Annotated in this window: 12 protein-coding genes and 2 pseudogenes; 4 read left to right on the top strand and 10 right to left on the bottom strand. The window is 42.5% G+C overall.

The annotated features are described in order from the left end of the window. Positions 1 to 12: 12 nt before the first annotated feature. The 6 genes from ACFOU2_RS23790 to ACFOU2_RS23765 all read right to left on the bottom strand — a co-directional run bounded on the left by ACFOU2_RS23790 (position 13) and on the right by ACFOU2_RS23765 (position 7,398). The gene (locus tag ACFOU2_RS23790; RefSeq protein ID WP_377918816.1) at positions 13 to 642 is read right to left on the bottom strand and encodes a TetR/AcrR family transcriptional regulator; all 630 of its coding nucleotides are present in this window, start codon (positions 640 to 642) and stop codon (positions 13 to 15) included. Positions 643 to 659: 17 nt separating this feature from the next. After that, positions 660 to 1,799 (bottom strand): acyl-CoA dehydrogenase, encoded by a 1,140-nt coding sequence (locus ACFOU2_RS23785; protein ID WP_377918815.1) that lies wholly within the window; start codon positions 1,797 to 1,799, stop codon positions 660 to 662. Between the two features lie 162 nt (positions 1,800 to 1,961). Further along, positions 1,962 to 3,092, bottom strand: a complete 1,131-nt coding sequence (locus ACFOU2_RS23780) for an acyl-CoA dehydrogenase (RefSeq protein WP_377918814.1) — start codon at positions 3,090 to 3,092, stop codon at positions 1,962 to 1,964. Between the two features lie 12 nt (positions 3,093 to 3,104). Continuing rightward, the gene (locus tag ACFOU2_RS23775) at positions 3,105 to 3,956 is read right to left on the bottom strand and encodes a 3-hydroxybutyryl-CoA dehydrogenase (protein ID WP_377918813.1); all 852 of its coding nucleotides are present in this window, start codon (positions 3,954 to 3,956) and stop codon (positions 3,105 to 3,107) included. Positions 3,957 to 3,974: 18 nt separating this feature from the next. Further along, the gene (locus ACFOU2_RS23770; RefSeq protein ID WP_377918812.1) at positions 3,975 to 5,156 is read right to left on the bottom strand and encodes an acetyl-CoA C-acetyltransferase; all 1,182 of its coding nucleotides are present in this window, start codon (positions 5,154 to 5,156) and stop codon (positions 3,975 to 3,977) included. A gap of 124 nt (positions 5,157 to 5,280) precedes the next feature. Beyond that, positions 5,281 to 7,398, bottom strand: coding sequence for a heterodisulfide reductase-related iron-sulfur binding cluster (locus ACFOU2_RS23765; RefSeq protein ID WP_377918811.1), 2,118 nt, complete (start codon positions 7,396 to 7,398; stop codon positions 5,281 to 5,283). Between the two features lie 206 nt (positions 7,399 to 7,604). Between ACFOU2_RS23765 and ACFOU2_RS23760 the strand changes: the two genes are divergently transcribed. From ACFOU2_RS23760 to uvsE, 4 genes and pseudogenes are all read left to right on the top strand, one after another. Then, positions 7,605 to 7,925 (top strand): hypothetical protein, encoded by a 321-nt coding sequence (locus tag ACFOU2_RS23760; protein WP_377918810.1) that lies wholly within the window; start codon positions 7,605 to 7,607, stop codon positions 7,923 to 7,925. A 115-nt stretch (positions 7,926 to 8,040) separates the two neighbouring features. Beyond that, positions 8,041 to 8,124, top strand: a pseudogene (locus ACFOU2_RS23755) (hypothetical protein); the annotation flags it as partial. Between the two features lie 36 nt (positions 8,125 to 8,160). Continuing rightward, positions 8,161 to 8,286 (top strand): hypothetical protein, encoded by a 126-nt coding sequence (locus ACFOU2_RS23750; RefSeq protein WP_377918809.1) that lies wholly within the window; start codon positions 8,161 to 8,163, stop codon positions 8,284 to 8,286. 206 nt (positions 8,287 to 8,492) lie between these two features. After that, positions 8,493 to 8,687 (top strand): annotated as a pseudogene (gene uvsE, locus ACFOU2_RS23745) (UV DNA damage repair endonuclease UvsE); the annotation flags it as partial. 128 nt (positions 8,688 to 8,815) lie between these two features. Here the strand turns inward: uvsE and argS are convergent. The 4 genes from argS to speE form a co-directional block, all read right to left on the bottom strand. After that, positions 8,816 to 10,486: an arginine--tRNA ligase gene (gene argS / locus ACFOU2_RS23740; RefSeq protein ID WP_377918808.1), complete on the bottom strand. Its 1,671-nt coding sequence runs from the start codon at positions 10,484 to 10,486 to the stop codon at positions 8,816 to 8,818. A 41-nt stretch (positions 10,487 to 10,527) separates the two neighbouring features. Then, a complete protein-coding gene (locus tag ACFOU2_RS23735) occupies positions 10,528 to 10,959 on the bottom strand; it encodes a DUF1934 domain-containing protein (RefSeq protein ID WP_377918807.1) in 432 nt (143 codons plus the stop codon). A 175-nt stretch (positions 10,960 to 11,134) separates the two neighbouring features. Continuing rightward, on the bottom strand, positions 11,135 to 12,007 hold the full coding sequence (gene speB, locus ACFOU2_RS23730; RefSeq protein ID WP_377918806.1) for an agmatinase: 873 nt from the start codon (positions 12,005 to 12,007) through the stop codon (positions 11,135 to 11,137). Between the two features lie 50 nt (positions 12,008 to 12,057). Next, positions 12,058 to 12,885, bottom strand: a complete 828-nt coding sequence (gene speE / locus ACFOU2_RS23725) for a spermidine synthase (protein ID WP_377918805.1) — start codon at positions 12,883 to 12,885, stop codon at positions 12,058 to 12,060. Positions 12,886 to 13,275: the final 390 nt, after the last annotated feature.

Here is a 13,275-nt window from a genome sequence, read left to right as displayed (position 1 = left end):
CCCCTGATTTACTTATTTTTGCTCGCTTAAATTATATAACAGGAATTTCATTTGCATGTCAGTATACTCTTCAAGCGAATAAAAGCGATGCAACGCCCAACGGCGAAACGCCCACATTTGTCCTTGTACAAAGATATGATGAGACAATAAGTGTATTTCCTCAGGGGTCAGGTCCAACTCGCCGTTTCTTACGCAATCTGCAATCAACCGTTCAAATATCGACACCATATCGAGCTCTTTATTCAATACATATGGAAGTGCATCTTTAGGCAAAGATTTAACTTCTTGATACATAACAAGAATCTCTTCTTGCATCTCATCCACAACCTTAAAGAAATTCCGGATTAACCTCTTTAAACTCCCAATCGTAGGCTCTTCTGTTTCGATTGACTGTTCAAGGTAATTGCTTACTTGGTCATAAATGCTATCACAAACGAGATACAACACATCTTCTTTTGTTTGAATATACTCGTATAACGTTCCAATACTAAAGCCTGACGCTTTTGCAATTTCTCTTGTAGTCGTCCGGTGAAACCCCTTCTGCTTAAATAGGCTGACAGCGCCCTTAACCATTTGGTCTCGGCGCTTTTCTATCAGCCTTTCATCCTTAACAGAAGCGAGTACCTGGCGCTTTTTTGTCATGTCCCTCACCCTATCATTTATTTCGTTACATATCTCGAAATAACTAAGCGTTGAATCTCTTGTGTCCCCTCATAGATTTGGGTAATTTTCGCATCTCTCATGAAACGCTCAACTGGATAATCTTTTGTGTAACCATATCCGCCAAAGATTTGGACCGCTTCTGTGGTGACTTTCATTGCAATGTCCCCCGCAAATAACTTGGACATAGCTGATTCTTTTCCGTACGGTAAGCCTTGGGATTCCAACCAGGCTGCCTGATAGGTTAGAAGACGTGCGGCTTCAATGCTTGTTGCCATATCAGCAAGCTTAAAAGCAATTCCTTGCTGAGCTGTTAAAGGCTTTCCGAATTGGTGGCGTTCTTTTGCATAAGCTACTGCTGCATCGAGGGCTCCCTGGGCAATCCCCACAGCTTGGGCTGCAATGCCGTTACGCCCGCCGTCTAACGTCATCATGGCAATTTTAAAGCCGTCCCCTTCTTTTCCTAATAGATTTTCTTTCGGTACACGGCAATCTTCAAAAATAATTTCAGTTGTCGGCGATGAACGAATACCCAGTTTACTTTCTTTTTTCCCAACTGAAAATCCTGCCATGTCTTTTTCGATAATGAAAGCGCTCGTTCCCCTTTGTTTTTGCTCGGGATCTGTTAAAGCAAACACCACATAATAATCAGCTACTCCACCATTTGTGATAAAAATTTTCGAGCCGTTTAAAATGTAATCGTCTCCATCTTTCTTCGCCATTGTTCTCATGCCCCCGGCATCGGATCCGGAACCTGGCTCTGTTAGACCATAAGCGCCAATATTTTCCCCCTCGGCCATCGGCTTTAAATACTTTTGCTTTTGTTCTTCTGTGCCAAACTTATAAATCGGCCATCCCGCTAATGATGTATGGGCAGATAAGGTTACCCCTGTTGAAGCACATACTCTTGATAACTCTTCTACCGCAATACAGTAGGCCAAATAGTCACTGCCTGTGCCGCCATACTCTTCAGGCCATGGAATGCCAGTCAAACCAAGTTCCGCCATCTTATCAAAGATTCCACGGTCAAAGCGTTCTTTTTCATCACGTTCTGCTGCTGTCGGCGCCACTTCATTTTCAGCAAAATCCCGTACCATTGTTCGAATCATTTCATGCTCTTCTGATAACTTGAAATACATCGTTCCCATCCCCCCGTGTATATATCCAGTTTAATTTTTCAACTCTTGTCATCGAGCCTTCTTCTATTCGAGCTTTTCTGTTCTCTCTCCTTGAATAGGCTACAAAGGTTCGTCATTTGCCGTGGATGGTTTTTATCCATGGCAAATGATTTATGTGGATTCCTATAGTTGTTTACTAATAACAATGCGTTGAATTTCACTTGTACCTTCATAAATTTCACAAACCTTCGCATCGCGGAAATAACGCTCTGCGGGATAGTCTTTTGTGTAACCATATCCGCCTAGAACTTGTATTGCTTCTGTCGCCGCATTCATTGCTGTACTGGAAGCGAACAACTTGGCCATGGAAGCTTGTTTGCGGCAAGGAATGTTTTGTGAGCGTAAATAGGCTGCTTGATAGGTTAGTAGTTTAGCCGCCTCGACACTTGTCGCCATATCCGCGAGTTTAAAAGCAATCCCCTGCTGGGCTGCAATAGGCTTGCCGAATTGAATTCTTGTTTTGGCATAGGAGACGGCCTCCTCCAAAGCAGCCTCAGCAATTCCAAGCGACTGGGCTGCAATGCCAATACGTCCCGCATCCAAGTTAGCCATCGCGATTTTAAAACCTTCTCCTTCTGTTCCAAGCAAATTTTCTTTTGGAACAAGACAGTCTTCCAGGCTAATCTGGGTTGTCCTTGAGCCGTTAAGCCCCATTTTATGTTCATCTTTTCCGATGATAAAGCCAGGGGTGCCCTTTTCTACGATAAAAGCAGAAATCCCTTTACGGCCCTTCGACGGATCTGTTGATGCAAAGACGATATACGTATCTGCTTCTCCCCCGTTTGTAATAAATACCTTTGAACCGTTCAGCACGTAGTGATTTTCTTTCTGTTCCGCTCTCGTTTTTAAGTTGGCTGCATCGGATCCGGCATTCGGTTCCGTTAAACAAAATGCGCCCAAGTATTGCCCTGATGCAAGCTTAGGCACATACTTCTTTTTTTGTTCCTCTGTGCCAAAGTATATAATCGGATTTGTTCCAACAGATGTATGAACGGATAAAATAACTCCCACCGCAGCGCTGATTTTTGAGATTTCATGAATCGCTATGATGTACGACATAAAATCCAATCCGGCTCCGCCGTATTCCTCTGAAACGGGAATTCCCATTAAACCGGGTTCTCCCATTTTCTTCAAAATGTCACGCGGAAACTCTCCATTCTCCATCCGTTCCACAAAAGGAGCGATTTCATTTCTAGCAAATTCCCGTACCATCTTTTGAAGCATTTGCTGTTCTTGTGTGAAGGGAATCGTCATGAGGCAACCTCCTTATTTATACTCGTAAAATCCGCGGCCCGTTTTCCTTCCTAACCACCCTGCTTTTACATATTTACGCAAAAGCGGGCATGGACGATATTTGTCCTCTCCCAATCCTTCATGAAGCGTCTCCATAATATAAAGACACGTATCAAGTCCTATAAAATCAGCAAGCGTAAGCGGGCCCATCGGATGGTTCATGCCAAGCTTCATCACTTCATCAATAGCTTCTTTTGTCGCGACTCCTTCATAAAGGGTGAAAACAGCTTCGTTAATCATCGGCATTAAAATACGATTGGATACAAATCCCGGAAAATCATTTACTTCCACCGGAATTTTATTTAGTTTTTCTGTAATGGTGTGGATGGCCGCATACACTTCATCTCCCGTTGCCAATCCCCGGATGATCTCGACTAACTTCATAACCGGTACCGGATTCATAAAATGCATCCCAATAATCTTCTCAGGCCGATTTGTAGCAGCCGCGATTTCTGTGATAGGCAAAGATGAGGTATTTGTCGCGAGAATCGTATGATCTGGAGCAATTTTATCTAGTTGAGAAAAAAGGGTCGTCTTTACATCCATGTTTTCCATTGCTGCTTCAATGACAAGATCAACTTTTTGAGCATTTTGCAGATCTGTAGACGTTGCTATCCTATTTAAAATTTGTTGAATCGATTCTTCCGTTAAAACACCTTTCTGGATTTGCCGCTGCAAATTTTTTCGAATGATATTCATCCCTCGGTCAATAAACTCCTCTTTTAAATCATGTAAAATTACATCATATCCCGCCATCGCACAAACTTGTGCGATGCCGGAACCCATCTGACCTGCGCCAACAACCATAATTGTTTGAACTTCCATCATTTCTCCCCCTTATGTTTAGTCAACTTCCACCATAATGGCGTCGCCTTGACCTCCGCCGCTGCAAATAGAAGCAATTCCGATACCGCCGCCGCGTCGTTTCAGCTCATGGATGAGCGTGACAAGAATACGAGCGCCGCTCGCTCCAATTGGATGGCCAAGCGCGACAGCCCCCCCGTTTACATTCATTTTTTCTTTATCGATGGAGGCCAGCTTACTGCTAATTAAAGCGACAGCCGCAAAAGCCTCATTAATTTCAAATAAGTCGATCTCTTCTATTGATTTTCCTGTTTTCTTTAACAATTCATTGATGACCAAACCAGGCGTTTTCGGAAAATCTCTTGGCTCCATGGCAATAGAGGCATGCCCTAAAATCGTTGCTAGCGGTTTGCGTCCCTCCCGTTTTGCACGATCTTCGCTCATTAGAACAAGTGCTGCCGCTCCATCGTTGACACCAGGGGCATTGCCTGCTGTAATCGTACCCGTCTGATCAAAAACAGGCTTTAAAGAAGAAAGCTTTTCAATTGACGTGTCTCTTCTCGGAGTTTCATCGCAGGATACAATTAATGGCCCTCCTTTTCGCTGCGGCACTTCCACAGGTACAATCTCTTCTGACCATTTTTGTTCCTCTAGAGCTGCAATAGCACCCTGATGACTCCTAAGTGCCCAGGCATCTTGTTCTTCTCTTGATATTTGCATCTCTTTGGAAATTTGGCTTCCATACACTCCCATTTGCACACCTGTAAAACTGCATGTAAGGCCATCATGAATCATTAGATCTTTGACCGCCCCATCACCCATTCGCAGCCCCCAACGCGCCTTAGGAAGAAGATATGGTGCATTGCTCATGGATTCCATTCCGCCAGCTACTATCAACTCTTCATCACCCGCACGAATGATTTGATCGGCTAATGTGACGCTGCGTAGCCCTGATGCACATACCTTGTTGATTGTTTCTGTTTTGACATCCCACGGTAAGCCGGCATAATGGGCAGCTTGTCTTGATGGAATTTGCCCCTGTCCTCCCTGGAGTACATTGCCTAAAATCACTTCTTCTATCTCTTCAGGACGAACATCGGCTCTTTGAATGGCTTCCTTCACGACAATTCCGCCAAGTTGGCTCGCTGTCAAAGAACTGAGCATGCCCCCCAGCTTTCCAAATGGTGTACGAACTCCGCTTAAAATCACTGTTTTTCCCATTTCATTTCCTCCCCTTTATTGAACGAGCAGTCGCTCGGCTGCATGACATAGATAAACGCGCATTATAAGCGCGTTTATCGAATTCTCATAAAATAACAGTATTTTCAAAAAAACCACTTATATATTAGTGAACAAGTTGCTCCTTTTGTTCTGGACCGAAGACAGCCTTCTCTAATAATTCAGCTACATCGTAGGTGTTGACTGATTCATCCACTTCTTTCGCCTTCGTTCCGTCGCTTAGCATCGTTAAACAGTATGGACATCCTGAACTGATGACGGTTGGACTGACAGCTAACGCCTGCTCTGTTCTGGCTACGTTGATGCGGCTTCCCGCCGTTTCTTCCATCCACATCAATCCGCCGCCGGCACCGCAGCACATTCCCGTTTCACGATTCCGTTCCATCTCGACCAGCTTGACACCCGGAATGGATGTCAAAATCTCCCTCGGCGGATCATAGACTTCGTTATATCTTCCTAAGTAACAAGAGTCATGGAACGTAATCATCTCATTGACTTCATGAACCGGTTTCAGCTTTCCTTCTTTCACCAGCTTCGCCAGTAGCTCCGTATGATGGTAGACTTCTGCGTTTAATCCGAAGTCAGGGTATTCGTTCTTGAAAATGTTATAAGCATGAGGATCGATCGTCACAATTTTCGTGACCCCGTTTTTCTCGAACTCTTCGATATTTTTCGTTGCAAGCTCCTGGAATAAAAACTCATTTCCAAGACGGCGCGGTGTATCCCCGGAATTCTTTTCCCTGTTTCCTAAAATGGCAAAGGCTACGCCTGCTTCGTTTAGAAGTTTAGCGAATGACAAGGCAATTTTTTGACTGCGATTATCATAGGAGCCCATCGAACCGACCCAGAATAGATACTCAAACTCTTTTCCTTCTTTGCTTAATTCCTTGACGGTTGGGATATGGACATCTTCACGTGCTTCTCGCCAGCTCTCCCGTTCTTTTCGGTTTAATCCCCATGGATTTCCCTGGCGCTCAATGTTGGTCATCGCACGCTGGGCTTCTGCGTCCATTTTTCCTTCTGTCAACACGAGATAGCGGCGCAAATCAATAATTTTATCGACATGCTCGTTCATCACCGGACATTGATCTTCACAGTTGCGGCATGTTGTACAAGCCCAGATTTCCTCTTCCGTGATGACCTCTCCGATCAGCGACGGATTGTAGTCAACGGCGGAAGCTGACTCTGTTATACCACTTCCCGCTGCCATGACGGCCAGCTGATTCCCTCTCGTATGGGAGAAGGCAAAGGTCGGAACCCACGGAGCCTTTGAAGTGACCGCGGCACCCTTATCTGTCAGGTGGTCACGCAGCTTCAAGATCAAATCCATTGGCGATAATATCTTCCCTGTACCGGTTGCCGGACACATATTCGTACATCGCCCGCACTCCACACAGGCATATAAATCAATGAGCTGATATTGGGAAAAGTCTTCTATTTTCCCTACGCCAAACGTTTCCTGGGTTTCATCTTCAAAATCAATTTTCGTTAGCTTTCCAGGATTGGAAAGACGGTTAAAAAACACATTAGCCGGTCCTGCAATTAAATGGGCATGCTTAGACTGCGGTACATATACGAGGAAAGCGAGCAAGAACAGCAGGTGAACCCACCATGCGATATAAAACAACACGATGGCCGTGGTTTCATTCAATCCGCTGAAAACAAAAGCAATCGATGAAGCAATAGGTTCTGAAGGTGAAAGTTCGTGGTGATGCCACACCATGGACATCCCGTTTCCAAACAAAACGGATAACATCAGTCCTCCGATAAACAATAAAACAAGTCCTGATTTAAACCCTCGCTTTAGGCGAACAAGTTTTTCGATGTAGCGGCGGTAAAAGGCCCAGATGACAGCAACTAAGATGAGAAGTGTGACAATTTCCTGAAAGAATGTAAAGGCTGGATAAAGCAGTCCTAACGGTAAATGAGCGCCGGGAGCAAGCCCTTTTATGATAAAATCAATTGCTCCAAATTGGACGAGAATAAAACCATAGAAAAACATGACGTGGATGATTCCGCTTTTTTTATCTTTTAATAGCTTTTTCTGCCCGAATACGTTGACCCAAATTTTATCAAATCTCTCTTTAAACTTTCGGTCGAATTCAACCTTCTTTCCAAGTTTAATGTAGGCGATACGCGTTCGGACTAAATACACAAACAGAGAGATGGCGTAAGCGGTTACAATTATGAATAAAGTAGCATTAATCCAAAGCAAACTCTCCATATCCCATTTTCTCCCCTTTCATTTCCCCTCTTTAACAAAATAACCATCTGTTTGTTTAATAATTATAATTTTTCAGATTTTATAAACTATTTATATTGTAATTATGAATGAGCATTCAGTCAATAGTTTTTGCAAAAATAAAATTCGAAAATAATATGAAAGTGAGTAGGTGAAAATAGAAAGACTAATACAAAGGAGGAGTTTTTGTGGCTGTTGCCATTTTTATTGTCGCCGTTATCATTATTTTGTTTCTTCTTGATTATACCTTGGGCAAATGGCTCAGCAAAAAGCAGCTACAAGAACGCGTTTATCCTTTGCGCCGTGGACAGCTCATTCTCTTTTCAAATGGAGCCGCTTTATACAAAGACTTATTTCATGAGATTGAACAAGCCAGCCACGAAATTCACATTCTCTTCTATACTGTCAGATCTGATGGAACCAGTAAAGAATTTCTAGAGAAATTAGAACAAAAGGCCAAACAAGGGATCGCCGTCCGCTTATTGTTAGATTGGGCCGGGAGCTTTTAAATACCAAGTCGAACAATCAAGCGGCTGAAAAAAAAGCGGAGTCCATTTTGCGTATTGCAATAAACCTAAATTCCCTTTTTTATTCTTTACCTTAAACCGCAGAAACCATCGGAAAATTGCCATCATCATCGATGATCGGGCTTGTGATATTGGAACCGCCAACTTTGATAAACGCAGCTTGTTTATAAATGAAGAAATCAACTGTTTTATTTACGATGAGGCCTTCCTTCAAAAAGTGAAACAAACGTTTTGGAGAGATGTACAACAATCAGAAGAGCTTGAACTGCGGGACTTAGTTCATCGCACATTGTTGGATTACAGCAAGCAAGGGATAGCGAAACTTATTGAAAATTTCTTATAAGGGAAACTTCCATCAGCGGGGGTTTTCTTTCCCCCACTGATGGTTAGTTGACCTTATCGGGCTTTTACGGGCAGTGATCCTGCACTTAAACTTCTCTGATTGCGCTAAGTTTTGAAGCAGGGATCTTACTGCCCGTCAATGTAGGATAGATCATGAGGGTTTTCCTGACAGTTAGAGCGGGAAGAATTTCTACGAGGAGGATACACATGAAAATTCGATTCGGATATGTTTCACATGCCCTTTCACTTTGGGAATGCTCTCCTGCTAAAACGTTAACATATACAACTTTACGTGCTGTCCACTATAATATCGCCCAACAAATTCCCCTTTACCGCTTTTCCTCTTCCATTGTTCCTCTTGCCGCTCATCCGGAGGCAAACTGGGATTTTCTATCTTTTTTTCTCATGATTCTTTTCCCCTGCCGTCTTTAAATAACCCAAAAAGTACTTTTGCATAGACAGTGGCCGCTGTCTATGCGTTAAGAAAAATGACATGGGTGTTTTTTACCCATGTCATTTTTTCTTTACCGTTACATTTTCTCTGGTGCAGAAACACCTATTAGGCGTAATGCATTTTGCAAAGTTACTTGTACAGCTTTTACTAATGCAAGACGGGCTTTCGTTTTATCCATGTTCTCACTGTCTAATACTTTTTCAGCATTATAGAAGCTGTGGAACGCCGATGCCAAATCATATACATAGTTCGTGATACGGTGCGGGATGCGTTTTTGAGCAGCTTCCGCCACCGCTTGCGGGAATTCCCCCAACTTTTTCAGTAAATCAAATTCTTTTTCCGCTTGAATGTTCTCTAACTTAATGTTTTCATCAAGCTTAATATTCATCTCGTCTCCCTGGCGCAGGATACTGCAAATACGAGCATGTGCATATTGCGCATAATAAACAGGATTTTCGTTAGATTGAGAAACCGCTAAATCTAAATCGAAATCAAGATGGGTATCACCGCTGCGCATTGCAAAGAAGTAACGGGTTGCATCTAAGCCTACTTCTTCAATTAAATCACGCATCGTTACCGCTTTACCTGTACGCTTGCTCATTTTCATCTTTTCACCGTTTTGGTATAACTGAACCATTTGGATGATTTCGACTTCCAATGTATCGCGATCATATCCAAGAGCTTCAATAGCCGCTTTCATACGCGGGATATACCCGTGATGGTCAGCCCCCCAAATGTTAATGAGCTTGTTAAAGCCGCGTTTGATTTTGTCCTGATGGTACGCAATATCCGGCGTTAAATATGTATAAGATCCATCATTTTTGATTAATACACGGTCTTTATCATCACCGAAAGTAGTCGAACGGAACCACGTTGCGCCCTCTTCTTCGTAAATGTGGCCATTCTCTTTTAACGCAGCGAGCGCCTCTTCGATTTTACCATTTTGGTAAAGAGATGTTTCCGAATACCATACATCAAATTTTACGCGGAATTCTTCTAAATCACGTTGAAGTTTCGCTAATTCATATTTTAATCCGTATTCACGGAAGAATGCCAAACGTTCTGCTTCATCTGCCTGAAGGTACTTATCACCATATTCTTCGGCAAGCTTTTTACCGATTTGGATGATGTCTTCCCCATGATAACCGTCAGCCGGCATTGCCACCTCTTTTCCAAGAGCCTGCATATAACGGGCTTCCACAGATAAAGCCAGATTGTTAATTTGGTTACCTGCATCGTTAATATAATATTCGCGTGATACATCATAGCCCGCTTTATCTAAAATGTTGCATAAAGAATCCCCTACTGCCGCACCACGGGCATGTCCTAAATGAAGATCTCCTGTCGGGTTAGCCGATACAAACTCGACTTGAACTTTTTGCCCTTGCCCTACGTTTGTTTCACCGTAAGCTTCGCCTGCTTTTAAAATGGTTGGAATTAAGTCCGTTAAGTATGAATTGTCCATATAAAAATTGATAAAACCCGGTCCGGCAATTTCCACTTTCTCGATCGATGCCTTCGTTTTATCAAAATTGGCTATAAGCTCCTCTGCAATCATACGCGGAGCTTTTTTCGCTACACGCGCAAGCTGCATCGCCATGTTTGTAGAGTAATCACCATGCGCTTTTTCTTTCGGCAGTTCCAACATTACTTCCGGGATTTGCTCTTCCCCCGCTAAACCCGCTTTTACCACAGCTTGTTTAATTTCTTCTTTCAAGCGCTCTTTGACTTGTTCAACGATATTCATTCTATGGTTTCCTCCTTTTTATGATTGCTTTTAGACGACTTTTATTGCTCTTTAAAACTAATCGTTAAGGCGTATTTACCTGCTTTCTCACCTTGCAAATATAAATCATATGTGACAAACAGTGTGCCTTTTGTTTGAAATCTTTTATATTCAAAGTTATGGGTAAACGTCTCCATATGTAAAGGTCCGTACTGGCTTTTATAAGGGGTAGAGGTTCGTTCCTTTTTGCGGAACTGCTGTTTCATTTTCACAGCCCCTGATCGTGTCACGATTACTTCCCCTTCGGCAATTTTGACAATGGTATTGATATCCCCCATGTCTTGCTGTTCCTTATACGTTACATATACCGCATTCTCTTTTTCATAGTACATCCCTTGTGCTTGAAAAGAGTTCGTTTCTTTTCGGTGTCCATCTCGAATATCGGTTACAACCTTGACATGAATGGACTTTCCTGTTGACGAAGCTATACTCACGAAATCGACACTTCCTCACCATTTTAGCATACTCTTTAACTTCAATAGTATAATGATTCTCATCCGATAAAACAAGGGGGCGCTTTTAAAAGCCCCCCCCTTGTTTTATCGGACTTCCTTGATCGGTTCCCGATCAAGGAAAAGCTCTATTCATTTGTCCAATATGCTCGTTTTATCATTTCACCCAGCCCAGAATCATTTCACGGATGAGTTTACTTGCCGTATTGGCCGTTTGCTCTGAATGATCGTAAATCGGGGCAACTTCCACTAAGTCGGCACCTACTACTTTGATATTGGATTTGGCAATCGCATGAATGGAAGCCAAAAGCTCTTTTGACGTGATACCGCCTGCGTCCACTGTTCCTGTACCTGGTGCGTGCGCAGGATCCAGTACGTCAATATCAATTGTTACATACACAGGACGCCCCGCTAATTTTGGCAATATTTCCTTTAACGGCTCTAGTACCTCGAATTTAGAGATATGCATTCCCACTTCTTTGGCCCATTGGAATTCTTCTTTCATACCGGAACGAATACCGAATGAAAAAACATTCTGCGGACCGATTAAGTCAGCTGCTTTGCGAATCGGTGTAGAATGGGATAAAGGCTCTCCTTCATAATGCTCACGCAAGTCTGTATGAGCATCCATGTGGATAATCGCTAAATCCGGGTACTTTTTATACATCGCCTTAATAACAGGCCAAGAAACCAAGTGTTCCCCGCCCATTCCTAAAGGGAACTTATTTTCTTCCAGTAATTGATTAACAAAGTCTTCAATCATGTCTAAGCTTTTTTGCGGGTTGCCGAACGGAAGAGGAATATCACCGGCATCGAAATATTTAACTTCTTCCAGCTCACGGTCTAAATAAGGACTGTACTCCTCTAAACCAATGGATACTTCGCGGATGCGCGTAGGGCCGAAACGGGAGCCTGGACGATAGCTTACTGTCCAATCCATTGGCATGCCGTAAAGCACCGCTTCACTTTCTTCAAAGCTCGGATGGCTTTTAATAAAGACATTGCCTGAATATGCTTCATCAAAACGCATGCTTATTTCCCCCTATCTAAAACTTCGTCTATGGAGAGACGAAATATTCCTTACTTAATCAAATCAGCAACAAATTTCGGTAAAGCAAATGCTGCTTTATGAAGCTCTTTTGTATAGTATTTTGTATCGATATCATGGAAACGGTCTTCACTCACTTCAAGTGGATCATATTTTTTCGAACCAATTGTAAACGTCCACATCCCGCTTGGATATGTCGGAATGTTCGCAATATAAAGACGCGTAATCGGGAAAATCTCTTTTACGTCTCTTTGTACATTTGTGATTAATTCCGGAGTGAACCAAGGATTGTCCGTTTGAGCGACAAAGATACCGTCTTCTTTTAATGCTTTTGAAATACCTGCATAGAAACCTTTTGTAAATAAGTTAACAGCTGGACCTACAGGCTCTGTTGAGTCAACCATGATAACATCGTACTCGTTTTCGCTGTTCGCAATATGCATAAATCCATCATCCACTTTTACTTCTACACGCGGATCTTCTAATTTCCCTGCAATCTCAGGTAAATATTTTTTAGAGTATTCGATTACTTTGCCGTCGATTTCAACAAGCGTTGCTTTTTTCACGCTCGGATGCTTTAATACTTCGCGGATAACCCCACCGTCACCACCGCCGACAACCAGCACGTTTTCAGGATTTGGATGTGTGAATAGCGGAACGTGAGCCACCATTTCATGATAAACCCACTCATCTTTTTGAGTGGTCATCACCATACCATCTAAAATCAGCATGTTTCCGAACTCTTCTGTTTCCACCATGTCTAATTTTTGAAATTCCGTTTGCTCTGTATGTAAAGTACGTTTGATTTTTGCTGTAATACCGAAGTTCTCAGTTTGCTTCTCAGTGAACCATAATTCCATGCTTGTTTCTTCCTTCCTTCATCAGATTTGTTAGGCTCATGCATAGATTACCCTAACACAATTAATACAAACACGAAAAGTATAGAGGAATCTAGCAAAAATGTAAAGAAAACTCGGCTATATAGAGCCACGTTGAAAATTTGATATGGCAAAGAGCAGCCGTATCGGATTTTCAACGCATAAGTAGTTTTATACTTTAAAAACTTTCGTTTACTATCATAAAATCCACATTCATCTTCTTCAGCCCTTGCCCTTTATCCCATTCATGCTTTTTCCAAGTTCATCATCTTGAGTAAGTAAAAAAGGCTTATTTAGGTGAATTTATATAGAAGACGTTTAAAATCTTCCGTTCCTCTCAATACTAATAAATAGAGGGGAAGGAGATGGTTT

Origin of the sequence: Bacillus songklensis (assembly GCF_042649685.1) — a bacterium.
Lineage (GTDB): Bacteria > Bacillota > Bacilli > Bacillales > Bacillaceae_H > Bacillus_BA > Bacillus_BA songklensis.
Note: the sequence above shows the minus strand (reverse complement) of the source record. Positions and strands in the feature narration are given on the sequence as shown.

Coding starts and splice junctions, on each gene's coding strand:
- ACFOU2_RS23790 (WP_377918816.1), bottom strand. CDS start 642: ATGACAAAAAAGCGCCAGGTACTCGCTTCTGTTAAGGATGAAAGGCTG.
- ACFOU2_RS23785 (WP_377918815.1), bottom strand. CDS start 1,799: ATGTATTTCAAGTTATCAGAAGAGCATGAAATGATTCGAACAATGGTA.
- ACFOU2_RS23780 (WP_377918814.1), bottom strand. CDS start 3,092: ATGACGATTCCCTTCACACAAGAACAGCAAATGCTTCAAAAGATGGTA.
- ACFOU2_RS23775 (WP_377918813.1), bottom strand. CDS start 3,956: ATGGAAGTTCAAACAATTATGGTTGTTGGCGCAGGTCAGATGGGTTCC.
- ACFOU2_RS23770 (WP_377918812.1), bottom strand. CDS start 5,156: ATGGGAAAAACAGTGATTTTAAGCGGAGTTCGTACACCATTTGGAAAG.
- ACFOU2_RS23765 (WP_377918811.1), bottom strand. CDS start 7,398: ATGGAGAGTTTGCTTTGGATTAATGCTACTTTATTCATAATTGTAACC.
- argS (WP_377918808.1), bottom strand. CDS start 10,486: ATGAATATCGTTGAACAAGTCAAAGAGCGCTTGAAAGAAGAAATTAAA.
- speB (WP_377918806.1), bottom strand. CDS start 12,007: ATGCGTTTTGATGAAGCATATTCAGGCAATGTCTTTATTAAAAGCCAT.
- speE (WP_377918805.1), bottom strand. CDS start 12,885: ATGGAATTATGGTTCACTGAGAAGCAAACTGAGAACTTCGGTATTACA.